Origin of the sequence: Gillisia lutea (assembly GCF_021568705.1) — a bacterium.
GTDB classification, from domain to species: domain Bacteria; phylum Bacteroidota; class Bacteroidia; order Flavobacteriales; family Flavobacteriaceae; genus Gillisia; species Gillisia lutea.
Genome location: NZ_JAKGTH010000011.1, coordinates 242,397 through 267,737 on the forward strand (window position 1 = coordinate 242,397; position 25,341 = coordinate 267,737).

At 35.7% G+C, this 25,341-nt stretch carries 25 protein-coding genes; 7 read left to right on the forward strand and 18 right to left on the reverse strand.

Going from position 1 to position 25,341, the window contains the following annotated elements; translation table 11 throughout:
* Positions 1-9 precede the first annotated feature (9 nt).
* Complete coding sequence (locus L1I30_RS13575; protein ID WP_236134844.1) at positions 10-1,881, reverse strand: M61 family metallopeptidase; 1,872 nt, start codon at positions 1,879-1,881, stop codon at positions 10-12.
* Positions 1,882-2,170: 289 nt separating this feature from the next.
* Between L1I30_RS13575 and L1I30_RS13580 the strand changes: the two genes are divergently transcribed.
* A complete protein-coding gene (locus L1I30_RS13580) occupies positions 2,171-6,214 on the forward strand; it encodes a DUF5689 domain-containing protein (protein WP_236134845.1) in 4,044 nt (1,347 codons plus the stop codon).
* Positions 6,215-6,289: 75 nt separating this feature from the next.
* Here the strand turns inward: L1I30_RS13580 and L1I30_RS13585 are convergent, their stop codons facing one another.
* The 14 genes from L1I30_RS13585 to L1I30_RS13650 form a co-directional block, all read right to left on the reverse strand.
* Positions 6,290-7,513: a glutamate-5-semialdehyde dehydrogenase gene (locus tag L1I30_RS13585; RefSeq protein ID WP_308444072.1), complete on the reverse strand. Its 1,224-nt coding sequence runs from the start codon at positions 7,511-7,513 to the stop codon at positions 6,290-6,292.
* Between the two features lie 21 nt (positions 7,514-7,534).
* On the reverse strand, positions 7,535-8,305 hold the full coding sequence (gene proB, locus L1I30_RS13590) for a glutamate 5-kinase (RefSeq protein WP_236134847.1): 771 nt from the start codon (positions 8,303-8,305) through the stop codon (positions 7,535-7,537).
* A 25-nt stretch (positions 8,306-8,330) separates the two neighbouring features.
* A complete protein-coding gene (proC, locus tag L1I30_RS13595; protein WP_236134848.1) occupies positions 8,331-9,140 on the reverse strand; it encodes a pyrroline-5-carboxylate reductase in 810 nt (269 codons plus the stop codon).
* A 407-nt stretch (positions 9,141-9,547) separates the two neighbouring features.
* Positions 9,548-9,970, reverse strand: coding sequence for a hypothetical protein (locus L1I30_RS13600; protein ID WP_236134849.1), 423 nt, complete (start codon positions 9,968-9,970; stop codon positions 9,548-9,550).
* 98 nt (positions 9,971-10,068) lie between these two features.
* The gene (locus tag L1I30_RS13605; protein ID WP_236134850.1) at positions 10,069-10,692 is read right to left on the reverse strand and encodes a hypothetical protein; all 624 of its coding nucleotides are present in this window, start codon (positions 10,690-10,692) and stop codon (positions 10,069-10,071) included.
* Positions 10,689-11,192: a hypothetical protein gene (locus L1I30_RS13610; RefSeq protein WP_236134851.1), complete on the reverse strand. Its 504-nt coding sequence runs from the start codon at positions 11,190-11,192 to the stop codon at positions 10,689-10,691. Before L1I30_RS13610 ends, L1I30_RS13605 begins: the two co-directional genes overlap by 4 nt.
* Position 11,193: 1 nt before the next feature.
* Complete coding sequence (locus L1I30_RS13615) at positions 11,194-11,637, reverse strand: hypothetical protein (protein ID WP_236134852.1); 444 nt, start codon at positions 11,635-11,637, stop codon at positions 11,194-11,196.
* 45 nt (positions 11,638-11,682) lie between these two features.
* On the reverse strand, positions 11,683-12,081 hold the full coding sequence (locus L1I30_RS13620) for a hypothetical protein (protein ID WP_236134853.1): 399 nt from the start codon (positions 12,079-12,081) through the stop codon (positions 11,683-11,685).
* A 92-nt stretch (positions 12,082-12,173) separates the two neighbouring features.
* A complete protein-coding gene (locus L1I30_RS13625; RefSeq protein ID WP_236134854.1) occupies positions 12,174-13,547 on the reverse strand; it encodes an MBL fold metallo-hydrolase RNA specificity domain-containing protein in 1,374 nt (457 codons plus the stop codon).
* 1 nt (position 13,548) lies between these two features.
* Positions 13,549-14,388, reverse strand: a complete 840-nt coding sequence (locus tag L1I30_RS13630) for a restriction endonuclease (protein WP_236134855.1) — start codon at positions 14,386-14,388, stop codon at positions 13,549-13,551.
* A 44-nt stretch (positions 14,389-14,432) separates the two neighbouring features.
* Entirely contained in the window at positions 14,433-15,290 is an 858-nt protein-coding gene (locus L1I30_RS13635) for a universal stress protein (RefSeq protein WP_236134856.1), read from the reverse strand.
* 97 nt (positions 15,291-15,387) lie between these two features.
* A complete protein-coding gene (locus tag L1I30_RS13640; RefSeq protein ID WP_236134857.1) occupies positions 15,388-16,215 on the reverse strand; it encodes a universal stress protein in 828 nt (275 codons plus the stop codon).
* 10 nt (positions 16,216-16,225) lie between these two features.
* Entirely contained in the window at positions 16,226-17,068 is an 843-nt protein-coding gene (locus L1I30_RS13645) for a universal stress protein (protein WP_236134858.1), read from the reverse strand.
* Between the two features lie 24 nt (positions 17,069-17,092).
* Positions 17,093-17,968 (reverse strand): universal stress protein, encoded by an 876-nt coding sequence (locus L1I30_RS13650; protein WP_236134859.1) that lies wholly within the window; start codon positions 17,966-17,968, stop codon positions 17,093-17,095.
* Positions 17,969-18,155: 187 nt separating this feature from the next.
* Here L1I30_RS13650 and L1I30_RS13655 point away from each other — a divergent pair, with 187 nt between their 5' ends.
* Positions 18,156-18,788, forward strand: a complete 633-nt coding sequence (locus tag L1I30_RS13655; RefSeq protein ID WP_236134860.1) for a WG repeat-containing protein — start codon at positions 18,156-18,158, stop codon at positions 18,786-18,788.
* A gap of 75 nt (positions 18,789-18,863) precedes the next feature.
* On the opposite strand, the gene L1I30_RS13660 is transcribed toward L1I30_RS13655, so the two are convergent.
* Positions 18,864-19,346 carry an Hsp20/alpha crystallin family protein gene (locus tag L1I30_RS13660; protein ID WP_236134861.1) on the reverse strand — a complete coding sequence of 161 codons (483 nt, stop codon included), beginning with the start codon at positions 19,344-19,346 and terminating at the stop codon, positions 18,864-18,866.
* Positions 19,347-19,566: 220 nt separating this feature from the next.
* Between L1I30_RS13660 and L1I30_RS13665 the strand changes: the two genes are divergently transcribed.
* The 5 genes from L1I30_RS13665 to L1I30_RS13685 all read left to right on the forward strand — a co-directional run bounded on the left by L1I30_RS13665 (position 19,567) and on the right by L1I30_RS13685 (position 23,896).
* A complete protein-coding gene (locus tag L1I30_RS13665; protein ID WP_236134862.1) occupies positions 19,567-19,971 on the forward strand; it encodes a hypothetical protein in 405 nt (134 codons plus the stop codon).
* Between the two features lie 11 nt (positions 19,972-19,982).
* Positions 19,983-20,246 carry a zinc ribbon domain-containing protein gene (locus tag L1I30_RS13670; RefSeq protein WP_236134863.1) on the forward strand — a complete coding sequence of 88 codons (264 nt, stop codon included), beginning with the start codon at positions 19,983-19,985 and terminating at the stop codon, positions 20,244-20,246.
* A 75-nt stretch (positions 20,247-20,321) separates the two neighbouring features.
* On the forward strand, positions 20,322-22,826 hold the full coding sequence (locus tag L1I30_RS13675; protein ID WP_236134864.1) for a cation-translocating P-type ATPase: 2,505 nt from the start codon (positions 20,322-20,324) through the stop codon (positions 22,824-22,826).
* 90 nt (positions 22,827-22,916) lie between these two features.
* Complete coding sequence (locus tag L1I30_RS13680) at positions 22,917-23,129, forward strand: hypothetical protein (protein WP_236134865.1); 213 nt, start codon at positions 22,917-22,919, stop codon at positions 23,127-23,129.
* Between the two features lie 11 nt (positions 23,130-23,140).
* Entirely contained in the window at positions 23,141-23,896 is a 756-nt protein-coding gene (locus L1I30_RS13685) for an LOG family protein (RefSeq protein WP_236134866.1), read from the forward strand.
* On the opposite strand, the gene L1I30_RS13690 is transcribed toward L1I30_RS13685, so the two are convergent.
* Both L1I30_RS13690 and L1I30_RS13695 read right to left on the reverse strand, forming a co-directional pair.
* Positions 23,893-24,399: a hypothetical protein gene (locus L1I30_RS13690; protein ID WP_236134867.1), complete on the reverse strand. Its 507-nt coding sequence runs from the start codon at positions 24,397-24,399 to the stop codon at positions 23,893-23,895. The two genes, L1I30_RS13685 and L1I30_RS13690, sit on opposite strands and share 4 nt — an antisense overlap.
* 29 nt (positions 24,400-24,428) lie before the next feature.
* Positions 24,429-25,262: a universal stress protein gene (locus tag L1I30_RS13695; protein WP_236134868.1), complete on the reverse strand. Its 834-nt coding sequence runs from the start codon at positions 25,260-25,262 to the stop codon at positions 24,429-24,431.
* Between the last annotated feature and the right edge of the window lie 79 nt (positions 25,263-25,341).

A 25,341-nucleotide genomic window follows, 5' to 3' on the forward strand; every position in this document is an offset into this window, starting at 1 on the left:
AATAAAATCTTAATCCAGCAACCATGCTTTACGCAGTTGTACTTTGCTATCATTTTCCGGAAGCTCCATTTCCGTTAAGGTCATTTTATCATCGGTAGGAGTTGAAATTTTTCCAGTTAGAGTCATTTCTTCGCCATCTCGTTCTAGTACCATGGCAATATCATCTCCTTCTTTCCATTCTTGTGACTTCATGATTAGATCATACACATTTTGAATGTTATAAGAGGTACCGTTTACAGATTTAATAATATCTCCGTTCTTCACTCCAAATTCATTTAAAAATGAATTTAATTTAATATTCTTTCTAAAGAAAAGTGCATTTGTAGAAGGATCTCCGTCTATATATGGCACCTGACCGTTAATGAAGAAAGAGGTAGTTACCTTGGTATCGGCCATTTTCACTCCTACTTTTTCAAAAAAATCGCCATATGGAATTGGGTTTTCTCCTGTTACATAGGTATCAAAAAATTCCTGAATTTCAGGTGAAGTTAAAGAAACGATTGCTGGAATAAGTTCGTCATCTTTAAAAGGTTTATCCTTTCCATATTTCTCACTTAATTGTTGCATAAGATCCAAAATTCCAGATTTACCATTGCTTAATTCTCTCAACTTTATATCCAGAGCCATCCCAATAAGGGCACCTTTTAGATAAACATTGTAGTAATCGTCTTTATATGGCTCATCAAGTATATTTTCGCTCATTACTGTAAAAGGTACAGTTTCGCTGAAATTTTTTGAAGATTCAATTTTTTCAACCATTCTCTTATAGAATTCGTTATTATCTATAAGACCTTGGTTTACCTGGAATAGATTCGCAAAATACTCAGTAACTCCTTCATACATCCAAAGATGTTTAGACATTTTAGGATCGTTATAATCGAAATAATGGATCTCTTCAGAATGAACATTTAGCGGAGTTAAAATATGAAAGAATTCATGAGAGACCACATCGGTCATAGAGGTATTCAATCGCTCTAAGGGCATAGATTCAGGAAGGACCACTACTGTAGAGGTGTGATGTTCCAGAGCTCCATAACCTTTAGCATCCATTGCTGCAGGATCTGCTAAATATAGAAGGATAGCATAATTAGAAGTAGTAGTGATGGGACCTAAGAATTTCTTCTGAGCCGTAATCATCTTCTCCACACCATCCTTTATATCTTGTGCGGAATATACTTTATTTGGGGAATAAACACTTAATAACACATTTATACCCTCAGCTTTAATTTGTACAGTATCGGGTTTAGCATACATTATGGGCTGATCTACTACTTCAAAGTATCGAGGCGCGGTGTAAATATCATTTACGCTTTTACCGTCTTTTGATTTAACCTGAATGAAAGGAGCTGCTGTTCCAGCGATTAATCCTGCAGGATGATTAATTTCAAGCTGATAGGTGTTTTCTTTCAAGCCGTCAAAATAACCTACAAAGCTATGCAGATTTAAAAGGAAATTAGTGTCTTTATCGATATTACTTCCTGAAGGAGAAAAGACTCCTTTTTCACCTTTCATATCAAAAGAGTCGTTAACCCAATAGGTAATTTTATCTAGGTTTACAGCATCCTGTATAGTCCAAGAATTTTCATCCAAACTTGTAATGGCTAATTCATTTCCGGAATAATCTAAGGCCTTAATACCTTCTATAAATTCCCCATAATTATCTACGGAATAAGTACCAGGAACGGTCTTGGGAATATGAAAAGTTGTAGAGGAAGACGTAAATTTTCCCGGGTCTACACTTACCATCACCTTATCATTTGAAACATTTACAAGATCCATATTTACCACTACAGGAGATGGCCCTTTAGAAGTTAGGTCTTGAGTAGGTTTACAACTAACCACAGCAGCCAAAAGTGCTACGGAATAGATTATTTTTTTCATAAAATAGAATTTATCTCAGTTTATAGATTAGACTAAGTTTTGAAAGATTAGTTACAATTTGATGAATGTAATCCAATATTTTCAACCCTTGAGGAATGATTAACAGCTCTTTTTAAAACTTTTTTTGAACAAAGCGGCTGATAAAGAAAATGTTAGAAGTGTCAGAAAGACCAATGCCTTCGTCAATAAAATTCACTTAAAAGCAGCGTTCTATTAACCCTTTGTTAATAAAACCTTAAAGCTTTAGCCAAAAAAATGTCGTTTCTTGGGCATGCAAAAAAAGAAAAGCATGAAACAACAATTACGTTTAGTAGGTTTTTTAATAGCCTCATTTTTAATAACTAACATCTTAATGGCTCAAGAAGTCTTTATAAATGAGCTGCATTACGATAATGCAAGTTCCGATGTTAATGAAGGGGTTGAAATTGCCGGACCTGCCGGAACCGATCTTTCAACTTATAGCCTTATTTTTTATAATGGGTCTAATTCAACTGTATATAATACAACTTCCTTAAGCGGAAGTATCCCGGAACTTCAGGGAGGTTTTGGAGCGGTATTTTTCCCTGTTTCAGGAATTCAAAATGGATCTCCAGATGCGGTGGCTTTAGTTAATAATTCTACTGAGGTGATACAGTTTTTAAGTTATGAAGGCGTGATTACTGCCGCCGATGGGCCTGCTGCAGGTTTAACCAGTATCGATATCCTTGTTGAAGAAGGAGCGGCAACTCCTTCAAATTTCTCACTTCAACTAAGTGGAACCGGAAATGTATATACCGATTTTGCATGGCAGCCGGAGGCAGAAAGCACTTTTGATGCTATAAATAATAATCAAGATTTTGGCGGAGAAGTAGCACCTGTAACGGTTTTAATCAATGAAGTTGATGCAGATACCGATGGTACCGATACCATGGATTTTATCGAATTATATGATGGGGGTGTTGGGAATACCTCCTTAGATGGTAAAGTAGTTGTTTTATATAACGGTTCAAATAATTTAAGTTATGCCAGCTACGATCTTACTGGATATTCAACCAATAGCAACGGATATTTTGTATTAGGGCAGGAAGCTTTAGAGAATGAGGATATTACTCTTAACGGATCTGGAATACAGAACGGCGCCGATGCAGTTGCATTATATGAAGGAGCTGCAGCAACTTTCCCGAATGGAACTGAGGTTACACTGGAAAATTTAATTGATGCATTTGTTTATGATACCAATGATGGTGACGATGCCGACTTATTGGTGTTATTGAACGATGGACAATCTCAAATAAATGAAGATGGAAATGGTGATAAAGATGCACATTCTTCTCAACGCTATCCAAATGGGGATGGAGGATTAAGAAATACTCTTACTTACACTCAGGCACTTCCAACTCCAGGTAAAGCAAACACCAACATTACAGAACCTGTAAATCTTGTTATCAATGAAGTAGATGCAGATACTCCGGGATCAGACACCGAAGAATTTGTTGAATTATATGATGGCGGTAAAGGAAACACTCCTTTAGATGGTTTTATTATAGTGATGTTCAATGGCAACGGTGATGCCAGTTATAATGCCTACGATCTTGCGGGGTATACTACTAATGAAAAGGGATATTTTGTACTTGGTAATGCTGCGGTGCTAAACGTAGATTTTGTTGTAGGTGGAAATGCTTTACAAAATGGACCAGATGCAGTCGCTTTATATCAAGATAATATTTCAAGTTTCCCTAATGGAACGCCTGTAACTACTACAAATTTAGTAGATGCAGTAGTTTATGGAACCAACGATCCTACCGATGAAGAATTGATGGTTCTTTTAAATGAAGGACAACTTCAGTTAGACGAAAATGCCGCCGGAAGCCAGGCAGATCATTCACTACAACGTATCCCAAATGGGGAAGGTGGGGTGCGAAATTCAGCAGGATTTGTTGCTGCCGATCCTTCTCCGGGAACAGAAAATGGAGCAATTCCAGATGCTACAGAACTTATTAGTATTCTGGAAGCAAGAAATGCAGCTGAAGGTACTAGAATAACTATTACCGGTACATTAACCGTAAGCGACCAGTTTAGAGGTTCAGCCTATATTCAGGATACTACTGGAGCCATTGCCATTTTTGATAATATGGTACAGGGAGATGACCTTTATAAAGTGGGAGATTCGTTAACAGTAACCGGAATTAGAAGTGCATATAACGAACAAATTCAAATAAGCCCTGTAGATAGAGTTGATTATAATGGTGTAGCAACTACTCCAATTTCACCTAAGGAAATAAGTGTTGCCGAATTATCACAACATCCTGCCGAGTTAGTGACTATCACAGATGTGTCTTTCTCTAATGAGGGAGAACTTGTTTTCGGGAATTCCAACTATATTCTGACTGATGCAAGTGGAGAAGCTGCACTTAGAATTGATGCAGATGTTTCAGAACTTGTAGGAAAAGCTATGCCTGCATCATGTGAGACTGTTACAGGAGTTGTGGGTAAATTCATGGAAACCTATCAACTTTTGCCAAGAATGGCCAGTGATTTACCTTGTGCTGAAGATTACGAACAAACGGGAGCAGATACTTCAATTTCAAGAGATGCTACTTTTGATGTAGTGGCATGGAATATTGAATGGTTTGGAGATGAATCAAATTCACCGGCTGCCGGAAATGCAAATTCTGATGAAATTCAGAAGGAGAAAGTAAAAGAGATTCTTTTAGAATTGGATGCCGATGTGATTGCGGTGGAAGAGATCTCTGATGAGGTACTGTTCGCACAAATGGTTGGAGAGATGGAAGGTTATAATTTTGTACTTTCTGATGCTACTTCTTATCCGGATTCTCCGGGAGGTCAAAAATTAGGTTTCGTTTATAAAACCGAAACTGTATCGGTTACTTCAACTAGAGCCATGTTTAAATCGGTTCACCCTTTCTACGAAGGAGACGGATCTTTATTAACAGATTATCCTGAATCTCCAGATAGATTTTTTGCAAGCGGTAGATTACCGTTTATGATGGAAGCTCAGGTCACTATTAATGGCGAATCTCAAGCAGTGAATTTTGTAGCCTTGCACGCACGTGCAAATGGTAGCACCGATTCTCAGTCGCGCTATGATATGAGAAAATATGATGTAGAAGTACTTAAGGATTCTTTAGATACGTATTACTCCAATAAGAATTTGATCATTTTAGGTGATTATAACGACGATGTAGATGAAACAGTTGCCGATAATGTGAATACTACAATTTCAACTTTTCAGAAATATGTAGACGATACCGAGAATTATGATATTCTGACTTCAATTTTAAGTGAGCAAGGATATAGATCTTATGTGCTAAGAGAGAACATGATCGATCATATTACCGTTTCAAATGAGCTAAGTCCTAATTTTATTAGCGGTACCGCAAGGGTTCATTATGAATTTTATAGTACAGAATATATAAGAACCGCATCAGACCATTTCCCTGTATCTGTGAGAATGCAGATGAAAGGAATAGAGTTGATTTCTATAGTAGGTACAGATGTTAGCTGTAGTGAAGCGGGTAACGGAAGTGCAACTGTGAATGTAGAAGGAGGAATTGCTCCTTATACCTATGTATGGAGTGATGGACAGGATACTCAAACTGCTTCCAACCTTAGTGGAGGAACTTATAGCGTAGTAGTAACCGATGCTGTAGAAAACACTATTGCCGCTGAGGTTGTGATTTCTGAAACAGAGGCCTTACAGTTAAGTGTATCTGAAGATCAAACAGTGTATCAGGGTTACGATTCTAATTGCACCGACTTAAGTATTCTTGAGGTTAGTGGTGGAAGTGGAGAGTACACTTATGAATGGAGCACAGGTGAAACAACTCAGAATATCAATGTTTGTCCAACAGAGACTACAGAATATACTATTATAGTAACCGATACAAATGGATGTAGTATTGAAGGTGTTGTAATAGTAAATGTAGAAGATGTTTCTTGTGGAGAAGGGCGATGGAACCAAAAAGTACAAGTTTGTTACAAAGGAAAATCACTTTGTGTTTCTAAATATGCCGTACCAGCACTTTTAAGACATGGAGGTAAATTGGGTTCATGCGATGATAGTGGTGCTGATGTTGTAATAGAAAGAGTAGTGGCATTTCCTAATCCAACCAGAGGGCATACCACAGTTAGAATAACAGGAAGTGTGAATACGCAAGCCAATCTTTTAGTATACGATTTCAGAGGAAATGTGGTGCTGCATCAAAGAGTACACCTTAAAAATGGTGTTACTGATGCTCGTATAAATCTAGGAAGATACCGTACCGGTCTTTACTTTGTAAAGGTTAAAGGTGATAACTTTGAAAGTGAAGTATTGAAAGTATTGAAATATTAAAAAACCATTCTAATAAACTAAAAAGGGTGTCTTACATGAGACACCCTTTTTTTATTCTATAATATCTAGAGTTTATTATTCCCTAATATGCCCATCACCAAGCACATAATATTTATTGGTTACCAATTGTTTTAATCCAAGTGGACCACGGTGGTGGAGTTTATCGGTACTAATTGCAAGTTCTGCACCAACGCCCATTTGTCCGCCATCGGTAAAGCGAGTAGAGGCGTTATGATATACAGCTGCACTGTCTACTTGTTGCATAAATTCGGCGGCTTCCTCTTTATCTTTTGTGATAATTACGGCAGAGTGCCCTCCAGAATATTTATTGATCTTATCTATAGCTTTTTCAAGACCGGAAGTAGTTCCCAGAACGATCTTCATCGCCAGAAATTCTTCGTACCATGTATCTTCATTAGGGATTAATGTTTCCTCTTTTAATACCTTTTGAGCTTCATCATTTACCAAAATATCAACCTTATGCTTCTTCAGCATTTCTTGTAATTCCTTCAGCTTATTTTCATAATCCGGAAGTTGAGTATCAATCAATACTTTGTCTAACGCATTACAGCCGGAGATCTTATCGGTCTTAGCATTTAATATCACTTTTTTGGCCGTGTCAAAATCTGCATCCTTAGATACATATAAGAAATTGTTTCCTCTTCCACTTATTAATACTGCACAGGTAGCATTCTCTTTCACAAAGCCAATCAGTTTTTCACCACCACGAGGTACAATAAGATCCAGTTTTTCAGGCGGATTCTTTAAAAATTCTCTGGTGTCGGCTCTGTTCATATTCATAAGTCGAATCCAATCGGTCTCCAAACCATTATCTTTCAAGGCCTCATGCCAGCAAGCTTCTAATATCTTATTACTATTAAAGGCTTCTTTTCCACCTTTCAGAAGAATCTTATTATTTGCTTTAAAGGCAAGAACCGCTGCTTCAATAGTTACATCCGGTCTGGATTCATAGATAATCATGATAGTTCCAAAAGGAGCGGTTTTATTGGTAATATCCAATCCGCTGTCCAGAACTCTATGAGAAATGGTTTGTCCCACAGGATCTTCCTGCTGCATAACTTCCTTTACCGATTGTATCATGTCATCTACTTTCTTATCGTTTACGATCAATCTATCGTACATGGCGCCTTCATTTTCTCCAAAGGCTTCTAAGTCCTGCTTATTAGCTTCAATTATTTGTGCACGTTTTTCATCTAAGATATTGATCATAGATTGTAACACGTTATTTTTTATATCTGTTTTTATCAACTTCATTTTAAGATTTTTAGTTTTTCTTATTTCCCTTACTTAATTTTTTGGCTACGAGGTAAATTTTGTTCCTACAGGTTTTCCTTCCATAATATCAAGAATGATATTAGGTTTTTTACCATTAGCTATATAGGTAGGAATATTTTTACGTGCCGTACTCTTGGCAATTTTAATTTTGGATTCCATTCCTCCGCGGCCTTGACCTTCACCTTTAGTAGATTCCTGAACATATTTCTCTACATTTTGATCTATCTGAACTTTATTCAGTTTTTCTGAATCGTCATCATCGGGGTGACCTGTGTACAGGCCATCTGTATCACTAAGAATGATTAGAGAATCGGCATTTATTAGTTCAGCAACTAAACTTGCCAGCTCATCATTATCAGAGAACATAGACATGGTTACCGAAACTGCGTCATCTTCATTGGCAATTGGAATAATTCCTTCCGATAATAATGATTCGTAGCAATTAATCATATTTTCCCGATGTACGCCAGGAGCAAAATCACGTTTAGTGGCAAGCACCTGTGCGCAACGCATTCCAAAATCATGGAATATGCTATAGTAATGTCTCATCATTCTAGGCTGACCAACAGAGGAGAACACCTGTCTTCGCATAGATTCGTCTTTAATACTGATGTCACCTAATATTTCTTTTCCTGCAATAGCCGAACCTGAAGAAACCAGTACTACTAAAATATCCTGCTCATACAGAATCGATATTTGCTCTACCAGATTTTTCAATACTGGGCCTAAAATACGGTTGTCTTTGTTGGTCATTACATTCGTTCCAACTTTAACAACTATTCTTTTCTTTTCCATTTTATTGATATTTTCAGGTATCATTTTATTTGTTTTCCTTTCCTAATTCTACAGCTCTGTCGAATGCTGCATAGGCGGCTTCTTTAATAAGTTCCTTTACATTGTTATCTTCCATTGAATCTAAGGCAGCTCTGGTCGTTCCACCTTTTGAAGCCACTCTGTCCATCCAGGTGTTTGGAGAAAGATCAGACTGATTAAAGAGCTCAACCGCACCTTCAAAAGTTTGTGAAACCAGGACTTTTGAATCGTTTGCTGAAAATCCCATTTTAAGCGCCGCTTCTAACATAGACTGCATGAAATAGAACACATACGCCGGTCCGCTTCCAGATATTCCTGTAGAGGCATCTATATAATTCTCATTTTCCACTCTAATAGATTCTCCAGTGGTATCTAGTAAATTACGCACTGTGAGCAATTCTATACGGGATACCTCTTTAGATTCGGTATATGAAGTAACTCCTTTTCCTACCTGTGCAGGGAGGTTAGGCATAGATCGTACTACTTTTTTAACCCCAAGAGAATTTTGGATCTTGTTAATGGTAACTCCCGCCATTATTGAAACGAAAATTTGATCCTGATGAACCAAAGGTTTGATCTCTTCAAATAAGGAATCGCAGTGATAAGGTTTTACACCTATAAATACTATATCGGCATTGGGTAGACAATCTTCAATATTATCGTATACATCGAAGTGGGAAAGTTTGCTCAAAGACACTACTAAATCTGGAGATTTATCATAGATCATTAATTTGTGTCTGCTCAAGAGGTCAGATTTCGCCATGCCTTCTGCATAGGTTAATCCCATATTTCCTGCTCCAATTACTAATACTCTCATTCTATTCTTTTAAAATTAATATAAACGTCGATCAGCTGTTCTGATCATTATTTGTCTATATAGGCGCAAAGACTATGCGAGGCCAGGTTTTATTCCAAAAGATTTAAAAATGCAGAGTATTTCTAATTTATTTCTTTGTCTTCATATAGAAAAGGATGGGTGCTCTATACTGTAAGTATATCGAAAAACATGATGTTCCCTTAGAGTAGGACTCATAGGAGCTACGAGAGATAGGTAATGTTAGGTTTATAGGTAAGAATAGTTAAGATATAAAATGCTACAAGCCGCCCGAATTGTAATGATTTTTATTTTTAATTATTTTAACATCGCAAATTGTCTATATGGCGGAATTCTGCAATTATGGCAGTTTTAGTGTGGATTCTGTCAACCAGTCTACTATAATTTCATTAATTAAGTTGTTTTAGTAGGGGAGTGCTGTACCGAATAATTCTAAATTTTAATTCTTCAAATTTCTCGGAGTCTTCTATCATCCAATTTGACAATTTTTTATGCCAACTCCTGTAAAAGGTATCACAACCTATGTCTTCACATTCCATCATTCCACTTAGGTCATTTTTATGATGGCGAACCGCTAAAGTGAGATCTATCTTATCGGTATGAAGCTCTTCAAGCTTACTTTGAAACATTTGTAGTTTTTCGAACATATTTGGAATATCCTGTTCAAAAATATTAGCACTTAATAAGTTCTTGTAAAATAGAAGTTCTTCCAAACTGGCCTGCAATACTTCATCCCAAAGAAGAACATCTTTTTGAAGATCTTCAATGCTTTGCTCATTGTAAGATTTGTTAAGAAGTTTAGAATCTGACATGGCAATTAATTGTTTAATTATACATCAGTTTGCTTGAAGAATTGACTATGTTTAAGATACTATTTTTTCAGTCAATTTCATAAAATACGCGGTGGAAATTAAGGTATAAGATCTTCTTTTTTTAATTGAGAAAGCAAAAGTTTTACATAGCTATGTACGGTGCTCTGTAAATTTTTAGGGTTGTGTAAATTAATGGCACCTCTCCATACTAATTCCCCGTTCCCTTTAGTAGTAAGATGATACAGGCCGGTTTCGGTATGAAATACCTTGTATGACTGTTCACTGTTATCACCATAAAAGATATCCTGGTTACTCAAATAGTCATCTTTGAAACTATGAAATTCCCTGTTAAAATTTTTATAGGCATGTTTCGCCGTAATCCTGTTTTCTACGCGATTGATCTTACTTATAAGTACCGCATCATAGTTATTTTCCTTGAGTATAAGTTTTAGTTGTTCCAGTTCCCATTCCGATTTCTGATAAATGGTAAATAGCGGATCGAAGAACTCATAACTTTGCACGGCCATTATATTCTTTTTCTTAAATGCCTGCTGTAATTTATCTTCAAAAGATTTTCTGGCTTCATGATTGGAGGTAATACCAATTACAAGTATTTTTTTTAACTCGGGTGTTTCATTTAGTGTGGGTTTATAAGAATCTATCATGCGAGAGGAACTACATCCTGCAGCGATGAATAAAACTAGGAGCAATGCATATTTCATTTGGTTCTATTTAAAATCTTATCAACCCTTAAAATGATCTCTTCTGTATATTCAGGTATCTTTTCTTTAATGGATTCTCCGGAAATTGCGTCTATTCCTTCAACATCGGGATCGCCAGAAGTTGATAACACTACTAATTTGTCTTGTTTTCCTTTAGATTCTTTCAAAAATTCCATAACATTTTTAGAGGGAGTCCAGTATTGCCAGGAATTTAAAATAACTACTGCATCCCATTTTTCCAGATTAACAGAAAACAAACTATACACATCGATCACCTTTATATAAATATCCTCATCTTTATAATGGTCTACCACGCCATTTACCACAGCCGTTTTTAGCTCACTGCCTTGTGTAGCAATAAGAAGTTTAGTTTCCAGTTTCGGGCTATTAACATAATAAGGAACACTTTGCGTCTTGGTATGGGAAAAATAATACCACACAACAACACCCAGTACCCCTAAAATTATAATGATCAGTATTTTATTTAAGTGCTTTAGCATACTATTTTAATAACCTTTTTTGTTTTAAATGTTTAAGTGCCTGGGATACCGTGGCAAAGATCTCTTTCTTCATTTTATTATAAACTTCGGTGAAACTATTTACTTCCTGTAGTAAGTTACGATGTTCTTCCTTATAAGCCCTCTCCTTTGCCGGTTCATCTTTTAAATCTACCAGCACTTCAATACCATTTTTATGGTTCTGAACATCCTTTAAAAGCGTGTCTACTTTCTTTTCTGAAGTGGTAAGCTGGTCGATGAGTACTTTAACCTGTGGGAATAAATTAGATTCTATAATTGGAAGTGTATATTCTTTCAGCATGTCTTTAAAAAAAAGATGCTCATCCTTAATGAATTTCATTTCTGAGATCCATTGATTGGTGGTGTGGTCCATTTCATCTGCACTTTTCCATTCCACATAACGAAATTTACTGGTGTTCTTTTTCATGATCAAAGTTTTAATATAATTGATACTTATTTTGAATAGCCTGTTTTAAGATTTCTTGAGAAGATCTATGGTACTGTTATAAATGTCTATTTTAAAATCGGAGAACCTTTCCACAAAATACCGCTGCTGTTTTCTAAGTTTAATATGATGTGCCCTATAAAGGGAGATAGAATCTTTATTATTAAACTGGGCAAGTTCTTCTATTGCCACATCTAGTTTTTCTTTTGAATTTCTGAAACTCTCCAGCTTATTAAGAAAGAGCTGTAATTTTTCGAATAGATTGGGAAGGCTTGGCTCAAAGATATCTGATGACAAGAAACTTTCAAGAAAGTCTATTTCTTCTGTGGCCAAATGGAGTTCACTTTTCCATTTAGCTACATCATTTAAATATTTAGTACTTACACCATTATTGGAGGAAGTGCTGTTTGAAGCTGAAGTTCCCATAATAGTCCTACTTTAATTTTTCTAAATTAAAGATTCGATACAGCAATTAAAATGACAATTATCAGCTTGTTAAAATGAAATCGCAACCCGGTTTAGAACTTCAGGTTAACAACCTCATTAAGATGTGGGAGATAAACGGGCCAATTGTAGGTATCCTTTATTTTTACTCGAAGCGTATCCCTTGCCATTTCTTCTCCATGTATTAAAAATATCTTTTGAGGTGTATTTTGTATGTTGCTTAACCAGGAAAGCAGTTCCTGCTGATCGGCATGTGCCGATAAACTTTCTATCTGGCGAACTATAGCTTTTACCTTATAATATTTCCCGGCAATTTTAATTTCATGCTGGCCTTCCTGCAGCTGCCTTCCTCTAGTACCCTCTGCCTGGTAACCCACCAGAAGTACGGTATTTTCAGGTTCTTCTAATGCGTAGCGTAAATAGGTTAACACTCTACCGCCAGTTACCATCCCACTTCCTGCAATCACAACTTTTGGGCGGGGATCATCTATAGTGTTCCAGGTGTCTCTATAGGAGGTAATTATGTTGAAATGATGTTTCATGGCTTTGTATTCGGAAAGACTTAGTTTGTGCCAGGAGCTGAAGGCCTCAAATACTTCAAGCACCTCGTTTCCCATAGGGCTATCTACAAAAATTGGAATATTGGGTATCAGGTTTTTCTTATAAAGTTGCCACAGTTTATACATCAAGGTTTGAAGCCTTTCTACGGCAAAACTTGGGATTATTAAATTTCCCCTTTTTTGAATAGTATTCTTAATAGCATCAATTAAAATATTATCGGCATCATCTTCAGCATGTAACTTATTACCATACGTACTTTCCATAAAAATAAAATCGGCGCTTTCAGGTTTTTTAGGGGCTTCCAGTAAAGCATCGTTTTTCCTGCCTATATCTCCAGAGAAAACAAACCGCTTTCCGAAGATATCCAGTTCAATAAAGGTAGAACCTATTATATGGCCATTCATTATAAACCTATATCGAATGTCTTTAGTAGCGGTATACCAGGTGTCTATTTCAGCAGATTCGAAATAACCTATAGTTCTTTTAGCATCTTCAACATTGTAAATTGGCAATGCCGGATCATGAATAGTATAACCTTCTTCATTTGCATTTTCGGCATACTCTTCCTGGATCTTGGCACTATCCATTATAATTATTGTAGCAATTGCCAGGGTAGGAGCGGTAGCACGAACCGGGTTGTTATAACCTTGAAGAACGAGTTTTGGCAGGTAGGCGGTATGGTCTAAATGCCCATGAGTGAGAAGTACCAGATCAATATTTTCTGGTGGAAAAGGAAAAGGTTCCCAGTTTAACTTGCGCAACTTTTTAAGTCCCTGAAACATCCCACAATCTATAAGGATGTTATAGTTGGGGGTTTCAATCAGAAATTTTGAACCTGTAACGGTTCCTGCAGCTCCTAAAAAATGTATTTTAACAGTTGTACTCATTTTAATGATGTGATCCTATGCAAAGCATATTCATTTCCTTTAAAATTTTCTCTTTCCTTACTGCAGAAACCCCAAGGTGGTCCAGATAAAAATTATCGTTTATAAGTTCCTTGCATAGAACTACATCCCTGCTTAATAAAAACTGTTTTTCTCTATTAGTAAGAAGGGTTGAAACCGTTATTGGGTAAAGACCTGCAGTATCGATACGTTGTTTTAAACTATTGTTTGCCGGGTAATCCCAACTTAATAAGTATAGGTTTACGCATTTTCCATAGGCAATAGCATCTGCCGTAAACCTTGTGTTAGTAACCACCCATCCTTTTTTAAATTGAATTTTGGTCTGATTGAAATTTGCAATATCCTTAAAGCGTGCATCTATATACAGAGGTATCTTTACATCGCAATTCCTACCTTGTTCGCCATGAAATTTACATTCTACTAGAAATTGTTCAGTATCTTTTAATACTACTACATCTACTTCATGTTTAACACATTTCCCTTGAAGAATCTTTCCTACTTTAGTATGATATCCACTATATTTTAGCAAGGCTGCTATAAACCGTTCAAAAGGAAATCCGGTAGGGCCTAATTCGTAAATGGCTTTTTTCAATTTGTATTTCGATGCTACCAAACCGTGCTTTTTCTTTAAAAGATTAAAAGCACGGTTATAGATTTGTTTTGTGGAGATACCTTCATATAGTTCATCTCCCAGAATTTGAATGATCTCCTGTATTACCGCTTCATTAGCTCCCGCTCTTCTTAAGGAAGAAGCTACCTTATCCATAGAGAAAAGTACCTTTTCCCCGGAAGCTTTTATTATATGTAAATTCTTGAATTGCATAAAAGCTTGGTTAAAAGGGTTAATAAGGAATAACTTAAACCAATTTACGCTTTAATACTGTGCATTACCAGTATTGGAACCTGAGGCTTGTAGCCTATCTCTTCAATAAGAGATTTCGCAAAAATACTTGCAAAGAATCCGTGCTTTTTGTGAATGATGCCCAGTAAATTACTACCTCTACTTTCAATAAATGAATGAATTCCTGCCGCAACCTTGATATTTGTAAGTGTGTGAAAGGTATGAACTACATTACTTAAATAATCTTCCAGCACCTCTTTATTACTTTCTTGTTCAGGAGTGAGTTTATCGCTTTGCTGTATATAGAGCACACGTATCGCTGCTCCGTAATGTTTAGCAAGCTCAATAAGTGGTGCAAGTTCATTATGCCTATAGTAAGTCTTGAAATTAGTGGCAAACACGATCTCTTTTTTTGTTTCCTCTAAAAAAACAGCTTCTTCGGGCACCACTATAACAGGACATTGCTTAACCTTTTCCATCACGTTAACAGCATTACTACCGTACAAGATGTTTACAGGGTTAGTTTCCCCTTTTGTACCCATAATTATCAAATCGATATCTTTTTCTTTTACCGTTTGTTTTACCGCTTCCAGAACCGGGCTATAGGTAGAGATCATTTCAAATTTATGATGGGGGTTATCAGACCTGAAGGCAATACCGTCAATCAGTTTTTCTAATCCCATTTCAGAATATTCTTTAGCCTTTTCGTATGCCGGTTCCCCCGGTTGAGGGACAATAAGTGTATCTGTTGTAAAGTGATAAAGCTGGAATGCATTTAATAAGTAAAACGTACAGGTTTCGTTCTTGTATAAGTTCAATGCATAGGTCAGTGCGTTCCAAGCATTCTTGGAGAAGTCGGTAGGTATTAGTATCTTCTTTTTCATTTCTTTAATTATTTACAGGGTAAAATTAATTTCTTTACCAAGCTGAAAATATGACGACCGTCATCAAGCTTCATATCTGTATTTTAAGTTGAAATTTTTAGGAAAGTGGTAAGATAAGCACCGGAACTTCCGAATAAATTCCAAGATTTTCCTGTAATGGTTTGTTAAGCATTTTTTCTAAGACCGAATGTTTTTTGTTTACAAAGGCAATAAGATCACTTTCCCTACTGGCAGTAAAACAATAGATACCTAAAGCTACATCGGGAATCTTAAGGGAGTGAAAGGAATGAGGGATAAAAGCTAATAAATTGGCTATTTGGTGTTTATTCTTTTTATGCTCGATACTTAGTGATAAAGATTTATCTATATGTATTATCCGTACGGGAGCATTATATTTTAAACTAAGGTTTATAAGAAATTCGAAGTTCTTTTTGGTATGTGCACTGTTATAATCGTTAGCCAGTACAATTTCCTTAATCCCGGTAAAAGCTATGTCAGAGGGAACTATAAGTATGGGCGCATGCTGGACTGTATCTACAATCTTTAGTGCATTACTTCCATAAAGCACCTCTTTAGCTCCTGTCGTCCCTTTTGCGCCAATAATAATAGTTTCAATCTCATTTCCCTGCAACTGTAATTGTAGTGCTTCTAGCAAAGTATTTTCATTAGAGACAGGAATAAAACGATGGCCGGGAAAGGCATAGCTGGAAGTTATAACTTCAATTAGTTTTTCCAGGTCATGTTCAGATTTGAGTTTTAGCTTAGTGGGGTCATTAAAATTTTTATCTACGCTAAATCTTGATATCTGTGTGTAAGCGTTTAACACTATAAATCTACAGTCTTCTTTTTTATACAAATTAACAGCGTACAGGAGCGCATTCCATGCATTTTGCGAAAAGTCTGTAGGCAGTAGTACGGTTTTCATTACAACTGGATTACTTTGCTGGAGGAATCACTAAAAAAGGAATTTTCACATGAAATCCAAGCTCGTTAATAACCGGACGGAAAAGTAAATTCTCGAAGAAGGAATGTTTGTTGTTAATCATTACTAAAAGGTCTATAGGTTTATCGGTTTGAAAATCGTAAATAGCCAGTGGTACGCTTTTGTTCTCTATGCTATAGAAAACATGCTTATTCTCTTTAAAATACGTAGCGAGAACCTTCTTAGATTTTTCTTGTTCAGGTGCTAAAGGTTTTCCGAAGAAAACATTCATAATATGTAATTCGGAAGCATGCATCTCTATGAACCATTTTAGGAAGGTTAACTGAAGTTGAGTATAATCTATATCATAATCGGTAGGAAATAGAACGTCATCAGGGTTTACATATTCAAAATTTGAAGGGATGGCCAATAGCGGGCATTTGGCTCTTTTAATTGCATGCACGGTTTGTGTACCAAATAAAATCTCATCGGCTCCTGTAGCACCCTGTGTTCCCATTATAATAAGGTCAATCTTTTTTTCATCTACCTGTGCTCTTATTTCCTCATTTAATAAGCTGAAGGAGGAAATATGATGGAATGTATGTTTTGGATTAGGGAATGCTTTCGTGATCTTTTCTTGCACTCTTGCCAATCCTACTTGAGAGTTGTTTTTATAAACCTCGTTCAAGCTTAAATGTGATGGGGCGTATAAAATATACTCGGTATCGTAAAGAACAGGAGTATAAGTATTTAAAAGATAGAAGAGACATTCTTCATTTTTTAAAAGTTGTACCGCATATTTAATAGCGTTATAAGCATTTTCTGAAAAATCGGTTGGAAGTAAGATCCTTTTCATGGCCAGATAATTTTAATTGTTATTTTATTGATTGTTTGCAAGTCCCGTTACAACATCTCTATGATAGTTTTGCAGGATCATAAAAGGGATTTTTGGATGCAAGCCAATTTTATCGATGGTATGTTTATGCAACATTTCCTCCAAAAATGTATGGTGAGAGTTTACCATGATAAGCATATCAATGTCCATTTCATCTATAGCGGTCTTAATGGCTTCTACACGATCTGTTTCTTCTACCAGGTGAAATTTGAATCTTATTTCATAGAATTGCTCTTTTAAAAATAATTGATTGTCCTTTTGTCGAAAAGATTCCACAGGAAAATTAGAAACGTAGAGCATATGAATGGTAGTTCGAAAGGAGCGGGCCATGTCCACAATTAATTTTAGTTCCCTTCTTTGATAAGGAATCATATAATTAGTGGGGAACAGGATATTCTTCGGGGTTTTGTATTTGCAATCTGCCGGGATGCATAATACAGGGCACTGCACATGCTTAATTACCTGCAGGGTATTGGTTCCAAAGGTGATATTCTTATCATCTGTCTCACCCTGAGTTCCCATTACCACAATATCGGCATTCTCACTATTTATAAGGTCATTAACCTCATCTACCAGGATCCCAAAGGCCGATAAACTTTTAACGCGATGTCTAGGATTTGGTGAATAGTCTTTTAATTGTTTTTCTATATGGGAAAGGGATGCGTTCGATTTTTTTAGAACTTCTTGTTTTAAGATTTCCAAGGCATCTTTATCTGGTAATCTCTGGGTGTTATAAACCTCATCTGCAAAAGCATGTAAAATTATAATTTCACTTATCTCATATTTAAAGAGATCCACGGCGTATTTCAATGCATTAAATGCATTCTCTGAAAAGTCTGTAGGAATTATAATTTTTCTCATCACTTTAAATTTTATCTCATAAAATTATAGGATCAAGTTTCTAAAAACTATGACAGATATCAGGTTTTATAACAAGCGGCTAGTATTCTCTATATTTTTTGGCACATCTTTTTTAAATATGATTGTAGTCATTTTTTATCCCCGTTTTCTCAGTTACCTTTCAGTTTTAACGTAAAAATGCACTAAAATGAAACAGATAGTTATAACACTAGCATTCCTGCTTATACCCATGTTCGAATATGCGCAGGTAATTAAAGACTTAGATAAAGTAGGGCCGTCAAACGAGGGTTACACAGCGGTTATGAAGGATGGTAAATGGGGCTTCATGAATGCTGAAGGAACCCTGGTTATAGATTTTAGGGACGACCTTATTGTAAACAAGAAAACATCAAAAGCTTTAGATCTTGGGGTAGCCACTCACAGATATCCTTCTTTTCAGGATAACAGATGTATAATTAAACAGATGAAAAATGGTGTTAATTACTACGGGTTTATTAATGGAAAAGGGGAAACCGTTATCGAGCCTATTTATTTGAATGTTTCAAACTTCAATAACGAACTGGCACTGGCATTAAAAATAGATGAAGAGGAATTAGGCCGAAATGATATTTTAGATAAAAAAATAGTGTCATATCAGTACGATGTTGTGTTATTAGATAAAGAAGGCAAAGTTAAAAAATACCTGGCCGGCCCATTCCCGGTTACAATTTCAAGAGAGAAATTAAGGGATGCTCCCAAAATAGTGGCAAAACGAATATCTTCTAATACCATTTCAGTTAAAAATCCAAATGGTAAGTGGGATATACATACTTTAAAATAGCACAAAAACAGTTAGAGAGCTAAGTATTTTTAGATACCTAGCTCTCTAATTTCTTTAGATTTAATTTTAAATTCTCTAAGCTATTTTAATTTGTTTAGCTTTTGCTTTTAACTCTTTCTTTTTAGGAAGATCCAGGTGTAGAATACCATCTTTATAATTTGCTTTTACATCCTTAGATTCGTCTACACTTTCTGGTAAGCTCATAGATCTGGAAAAAGAATTATAGCTGAATTCTTTTCGAAGAAAGCCTTCTTTTTCTTCTTCTTTCTTTGTTTCTTTTTCGGCTGAAATATTTAGCATTCCATTTTCAATGGTCACTTTAAAATCATCTTTCGCCAATCCTGGTGCAGCAAGTTCAATTTCAAAATTTGCATCACTATCCTTTATGTTTACAGCAGGGCTAAATGCATAACTTTTCAATGGATCACCATTAAAAATACGATTCAAATTAAAAATACCTCTTCTGGTATCTAAAATGTCTGAAAAGAAATCATCTTCAGGAAAAAAAGAATCAAAACGCGCAGGAACTGTTGGTCCCCTAAATTTAATTAATGACATAATTTTAAGTTTTAAAGGTTAATAGTTTCCTTTTATTGTGTCCCTAAATTATGTTATAACCCTGTTGTCTAAAATGATAAATGTCAGTTACTTAAAATTATTTTAATGTAGTTTTAAAGTGGCTGCTTTATCTAAGTTTATAAAATAAAAGCTGATAAAAATCATTTTAAAACTTGTATCTTTCTACTACTTTGGAGAGGTAATTTTTAATTATATAGAAATGAATAAGCCATTAAATACCTGGGCCTCTAAAGAATTCTATCAAAGTATAGGAAAACTTTTTTATGCTGTTGCAGCAATCGATAAAAAGGTTAGAAAAGATGAGGTAGGGAAACTCAAGGAAATTATTAAAAAGGAGTGGGTGCCTGTGCATGATACTCTTGATGAATTTGGTACCGATACTGCCTATCAAATAGAGATCATTTTCGATTGGCTGGAAGATGATGAGCAAAATGCCAATGAGGCTTTTTTGGAATTCCAGGAATACAAAAAGAATCACGAAAGCTTTTTTGAGCCACCAATTAAAAAATTGATATGGAAAACGGCCGATAGTATTGCGTCAGCATTTTCGGGGAAAAATAAATCGGAATTAATTGTACTGTCAAAATTAAAGTCTATTCTTTAAAAAATCATGTTATGAAATATGCTTTATGTCAAAGTTGCGGAATGCCTTTAGTAGATGCTATTAAGGGTACGAATAGGGATAAGTCAACCAATAACGAATACTGCATGCATTGCTTTCAAAATGGTGAATTTACCGATCATCATTTAACCATGCATAAGCTGGAAGTGAAAATACTGGAAATGGCTGAGGTACATAATGATCTCACTCTCGAGGAAGCACGCCAGGTAATTAAAATCTTACCTACCTTAAAACGTTGGCAAATGAGTAATTTATAACCTGAGTAAAATAACTATGCGAAGCCTTCCTATTTATTTTCTTAACCTTAGTTCTTTATACTTATACTGAAAAGTATGAAGGAAAATCCATTCGCTTTTACAGGTCTTACAGATGATGAGGTACTTGCAGCTCGTCGAAAATATGGTACAAACAGCCGGGATACAACTGAAAACTATTTTTTTTGGCATATGTTAAAGGAAATAGTACAGGAACCTATGTTTCTTCTACTACTTGCTACCTCCCTCATTTATTTTTTCTTGAATGAAACTTCTGAAGGTTTCTTTCTTCTGGGAGCGATTGTAATTATTTCTACTATTTCGGTTCTTCAAACAGCCAGGAGTAATAAAGCTTTGAAATCTTTAAAAGAATATACTCAAAAGCTCACTAGCGTTATAAGAAATAATACTACTGTAAAAATTAAATCGGAAGAAATAGTAATAGGAGATATCGTAGTTTCTGAAGAAGGAGAGTTAATAACAGCCGATGGCGTTATATTACAGCTTAATGATTTTTCAGTAAATGAAGCTATTTTAACCGGTGAAGCTTTTAGTGTTGCAAAAGAAATAGAAAACCCGACGAATAATAAGGTCTATCAAGGTTCTGCTGTAGTATCCGGCCAATGTGTATACAGGGTTACGCATATAGGAAATTTTACTAAACTCGGAAAAATAGATACCTCGCTTAGCAATTTAAAAAATCAGAAATCACCTCTTCAAATCCAAATCACATCATTTGTTAAGAAAATGGCAATTCTTGGCTTTGCTATTTTCCTGCTTATTTGGGGATTAAGTTTTTACAACTCGCAGAACTTAATGGGGAGTCTTTTAAAAGGTCTAACAATTGCTATGTCAGTCTTACCAGAAGAGATTCCTGTGGCATTTACAACTTTTATGGCTTTGGGTGCCTACAGGTTAATGAAACTGGGCATTGTGGTTAAGCAAATGGGAACCGTAGAAACTCTGGGCGCTGCCACCGCTTTATGTACCGATAAGACCGGAACCATCACTCAGAATAAAATGGAATTGCACAAGATATATTCTTACAAGAAAAAAAGTATTACCACCCAAGATAACTGGAATACAGAAGATCTCTTCGAAATTATAAGCTTTGCAATGTGGGCCAGTGAAATTGTTCCCTTTAATCCCATGGAAATAGCATTGCATGAGGTATATCAAAAACTTATTATTAAAGATGAACGCCCTGCATACCAGATGATTCATGAATATCCGTTGGGGGGACACCCTCCTATGATGACGCATATCTTTAAAAACAAGGAAGGGGATAGGGTTATTGCTGTGAAAGGTGCTCCGGAAGGGATAGTTAAACATTCCAAAATTAGCGATTTAGAAAAGCAGGAGATACTGGACAAAGTTGATAAACTGGCCTCTGAAGGTTTAAGAGTATTGGCAGTTGGAAAGGTAGATTGGTTAAAAGATGAATTTCCAGCACACCAGCAAGAATTTGAATTTGAGTTTCTTGGATTGCTTGGTTTTTATGATCCTCCAAAAGATAATATAGTACATACGTTAAAGCAGTTATATGAGGCGGGTATTGATATTAAGATGATTACTGGGGATAATACCTTAACAGCGGTATCAATTGCTAATCAGATAGAGTTTAAAAATAATACTCCCCCGGTGACTGGCAGAGAATTAATGGAGTTAGATGAACAACATTTTGATGAACGTGTTTTGAATGGCTCCATTTTCACAAGGGTGTTTCCTGAGGTAAAGGTTAAGATCGTAAATAGTTTGAAAAAGCAACATCAAATTGTAGGAATGACCGGAGATGGTGTGAACGATGCACCGGCACTCAAAGCAGCACATATTGGAATAGCTATGGGCTTACGAGGTTCTGATATCGCTAAAGAGGCATCTTCTTTAATTCTTACCGATGACGATTTTGGAAAAATGGTAGATGCGATTGCCATGGGGCGCAAAATATATCTGAATTTAAAAAAAGCCATTCAGTATATTATCTCTATTCATATTCCTATAATTCTTACTGTAGCAGTTCCCTTAATTTTAGGCTGGGTATATCCGGTAATTTTTACACCCGTTCATGTTATTTTTTTAGAGCTAATTATGGGGCCAACCTGTTCTATAATATACGAGAACGAACCGCTTGAAAAATACAGTATGCAGCGGGCGCCAAGAGCTATGGGAGAAACGTTTTTGAGATGGAAGGAACTCTCAATAAGCATTTTTCAAGGCCTTGCAATTACCTTAGGATGTTTATTTATATATCAGTTTACCGTAACTAAGGGGTATACGGAAGAAGGGACCAGAACGCTGGTGTTTAGCACTCTTATTTTTTCAAATGTTCTATTAACCTTAGTAAACAGATCATTTTACTTATCAATTATAAGCACCTTTAAATATAAAAATCCCTGGATATGGGGAATAATAGGCATTAGTGTATTATTATTAATATTAATGATTTATGAACCTCATTTCTCAAAATTCTTTAAGCTTGAAAAAGTAAGTGGCTTTGAACTAATCTTCGCTTTTTGTATTGCATTTATAAGTGTGACCTGGTTTGAAGTTTATAAATGGTTATTGAGAAACAAGAGGGCTTGAAATAAAGAAAGGGTATGATAAATATCATTTCATACCCGGTACTAAAGAAATAAATTTAGGTTGCAATAATGAACCTTAACTTATTTCAAAATGACTAGTATAGCAAATATCCTTACCCAAATTACGGAGCTAACTACCGATTTGGAAACAAACTATCCAGAGATATATAAATTCTTGGAGGAAGAACCCATTACCATTCCTGCCTTTGAGCATCCATACCTGAATAAAAAATTACTGAAGGATTATCTGGAGAGTTTAAAGGAGCTTATAATACATCATAAGCAAACACACCAAATTCAGTAATTTCTCAAGTCTTGAAAGGAAATAAAAATAGTAAAAAGCTTCCCGTTCTGTCAGAAGAATATAGTTTTTTCTCTGGTCCATGTGGGAGATTAAAAGAATTTTTATTTATTATAAAAGTAGGATGGAATTTTATCAAGGCATTTAGAAAGATGCATTTTTTAGGGCCATGTGTTACTGTATTTGGATCTGCAAGATTTAAGGAAACCAGCATCCATTACCAACATGCTGAAAAAATAGGAGCAGCGCTTGCCAAACTCGGTTTTACGGTAATGACCGGTGGCGGACCGGGAATTATGGAAGCAGCTAATAAAGGGGCTTATGAGGCCGGGGGATATTCAGTGGGCTGTAATATTGTTTTACCGTTCGAACAACGTCCTAATCCTTATCTGCACAAATGGATCAATATTCCTTACTTCTTTATTCGAAAAGTGTTGTTGGTAAAGTATTCCTATGCTTTCATAGTCTTACCCGGTGGCTTCGGGACACTGGACGAACTTTTTGAATCCCTGGTACTTATTCAAACCAAGATCATTGAAAAGTTTCCTGTAATTTTATTCGGAAAAGAATATCATAAAGAATTGTTGGAGTATATCGAGTTAATGAAAGCTGGAAAGACCATTCATGAATCAGACCTTGAAAATCTTTTAGTCACCGATTCGGTGGAGGAAATGAGCACCTATTTAGAAAAATTTTCTATAGAAAAATTCGGATTGATAACTAAAAGGGCTCGAGAAAAATGGTGGTTGGGCGAACGAAAAACCTCTTAGAACTGCTGGGGGTTAAACCCTAATTTTCTTTTAATGATTGGGACTTCCCATTTAATAATTTCCTTTAAGAATTCGTCTATCATCTCGACCACTAATTTTTCGGTAATTGAATGTGGAGGGTAGGTACCAAGATCTACTACGTCGTCTTCCTCATGAGCAAGATTCTCTACAAACGGAAATATTACAAATACATTAATATCTCCGTTATGCATTTGTGTAAAAATAAGGGATCCTCCTTGTATAAATTGATAGGTAGGTATTTGATTGGTCTTTTCAATTAAGTCTGGTGGGAATGTATCGAAGGTAATATTAACAGCTTCGTTAATATGTACCCATTTCAGTTCCTGCACACGCCAGCCAATTTTATAACTTTCTTCGGCATCTTTTAATACTTTAAGAATGAGTGGTTTCTTTTCTAAATTCCAAAGAATTCTCTTTTCAATTACTATTTGTATTGAAGCCTTGTACTCATTGATTCTTTCTTCTAAATATTCAATTTTCATAGCTTCTAATATTGAAAAGGATCATAAGGTTAATAACAGGTTTCTTTGAAACTCAATAAAGGAGTTTTAATATTGGCATACATGCGTTTTACGAAATCCCGATGTAATAGTCCGGTTAAATTATTCTTTCTCTTACGATTGTACATAACCAGCATTTCCGGTTGGTATTCATTTATAAAAGTTACTAGTGACTCGAATACTGTATTAGAATAGATAAGTTTTGACTGGATTTTATTACCGGGAATCTTTTCTTCTAATACTTCCTGGAACTTCTCTAATTTTTGTTTGGTAGCAGCCTCGTCTTCTGTAGAGATATGTACCAGAAGAATTGATATATCCATAGGTGCAAGAATCTTGGTTAATTCAAGAATATTGCAAGCATCTTTCTTTTCAAAATCGGTAGTATAAAGTATTTTTTGTATCCCACTGAACTCGAAGTCGGCAGGAACCGTAAGTACAGGGAACGGAGAGAGGTCCAACATTTCGGTGGTGTTATTACCAAGAAGAAGCTCTTTTAAATTTCCGGCACCTCTGGCTCCCATAATTAGCATATGGATATTCATATCTCTAATAAATTTCATAATTGCACTGGGAACATTGGTGCCTTTACGCACTGCTGCCGTTATTTGTAATTCGTCAAAATCTTTTTTTAGATGTAGACTGCAAAAATTTTTAAGTCGCTTGTTTTCATTTATTATTACCTCTTTCACATCCAGCTTTAAATTAGATGCGGTTTCATTTTTATGATTATGAATGTGAAGCACAATAAGATCGTAGCCCAAGATCTTACTAACCTTATAAGCATACTTTAGTGCTGCTATGGAATTCTCTGAATAATCTGTGGTATGAACTATCTTTTTCATAATTCTCAATTTTTATAATTGACTTCTTAAAAGTACCACCACATAGGCGGAGAAAGAATGATATTCATCATCTTAAGCT

What these genes read in the sequence shown, in the direction of transcription:
- L1I30_RS13575 (WP_236134844.1), bottom strand. Translation starts at nt 1,881, where the DNA reads ATGAAAAAAATAATCTATTCCGTAGCACTTTTGGCTGCTGTGGTTAGT.
- L1I30_RS13580 (WP_236134845.1), top strand. Translation starts at nt 2,171, where the DNA reads ATGAAACAACAATTACGTTTAGTAGGTTTTTTAATAGCCTCATTTTTA.
- proB (WP_236134847.1), bottom strand. Translation starts at nt 8,305, where the DNA reads ATGGAAAAGAAAAGAATAGTTGTTAAAGTTGGAACGAATGTAATGACC.
- proC (WP_236134848.1), bottom strand. Translation starts at nt 9,140, where the DNA reads ATGAGAGTATTAGTAATTGGAGCAGGAAATATGGGATTAACCTATGCA.
- L1I30_RS13600 (WP_236134849.1), bottom strand. Translation starts at nt 9,970, where the DNA reads ATGTCAGATTCTAAACTTCTTAACAAATCTTACAATGAGCAAAGCATT.
- L1I30_RS13605 (WP_236134850.1), bottom strand. Translation starts at nt 10,692, where the DNA reads ATGAAATATGCATTGCTCCTAGTTTTATTCATCGCTGCAGGATGTAGT.
- L1I30_RS13610 (WP_236134851.1), bottom strand. Translation starts at nt 11,192, where the DNA reads ATGCTAAAGCACTTAAATAAAATACTGATCATTATAATTTTAGGGGTA.
- L1I30_RS13615 (WP_236134852.1), bottom strand. Translation starts at nt 11,637, where the DNA reads ATGAAAAAGAACACCAGTAAATTTCGTTATGTGGAATGGAAAAGTGCA.
- L1I30_RS13620 (WP_236134853.1), bottom strand. Translation starts at nt 12,081, where the DNA reads ATGGGAACTTCAGCTTCAAACAGCACTTCCTCCAATAATGGTGTAAGT.
- L1I30_RS13625 (WP_236134854.1), bottom strand. Translation starts at nt 13,547, where the DNA reads ATGAGTACAACTGTTAAAATACATTTTTTAGGAGCTGCAGGAACCGTT.
- L1I30_RS13630 (WP_236134855.1), bottom strand. Translation starts at nt 14,388, where the DNA reads ATGCAATTCAAGAATTTACATATAATAAAAGCTTCCGGGGAAAAGGTA.
- L1I30_RS13635 (WP_236134856.1), bottom strand. Translation starts at nt 15,290, where the DNA reads ATGAAAAAGAAGATACTAATACCTACCGACTTCTCCAAGAATGCTTGG.
- L1I30_RS13640 (WP_236134857.1), bottom strand. Translation starts at nt 16,215, where the DNA reads ATGAAAACCGTACTACTGCCTACAGACTTTTCGCAAAATGCATGGAAT.
- L1I30_RS13645 (WP_236134858.1), bottom strand. Translation starts at nt 17,068, where the DNA reads ATGAAAAGGATCTTACTTCCAACCGATTTTTCAGAAAATGCTTATAAC.
- L1I30_RS13650 (WP_236134859.1), bottom strand. Translation starts at nt 17,968, where the DNA reads ATGAGAAAAATTATAATTCCTACAGACTTTTCAGAGAATGCATTTAAT.
- L1I30_RS13655 (WP_236134860.1), top strand. Translation starts at nt 18,156, where the DNA reads ATGAAACAGATAGTTATAACACTAGCATTCCTGCTTATACCCATGTTC.
- L1I30_RS13660 (WP_236134861.1), bottom strand. Translation starts at nt 19,346, where the DNA reads ATGTCATTAATTAAATTTAGGGGACCAACAGTTCCTGCGCGTTTTGAT.
- L1I30_RS13665 (WP_236134862.1), top strand. Translation starts at nt 19,567, where the DNA reads ATGAATAAGCCATTAAATACCTGGGCCTCTAAAGAATTCTATCAAAGT.
- L1I30_RS13670 (WP_236134863.1), top strand. Translation starts at nt 19,983, where the DNA reads ATGAAATATGCTTTATGTCAAAGTTGCGGAATGCCTTTAGTAGATGCT.
- L1I30_RS13675 (WP_236134864.1), top strand. Translation starts at nt 20,322, where the DNA reads ATGAAGGAAAATCCATTCGCTTTTACAGGTCTTACAGATGATGAGGTA.
- L1I30_RS13680 (WP_236134865.1), top strand. Translation starts at nt 22,917, where the DNA reads ATGACTAGTATAGCAAATATCCTTACCCAAATTACGGAGCTAACTACC.
- L1I30_RS13690 (WP_236134867.1), bottom strand. Translation starts at nt 24,399, where the DNA reads ATGAAAATTGAATATTTAGAAGAAAGAATCAATGAGTACAAGGCTTCA.
- L1I30_RS13695 (WP_236134868.1), bottom strand. Translation starts at nt 25,262, where the DNA reads ATGAAAAAGATAGTTCATACCACAGATTATTCAGAGAATTCCATAGCA.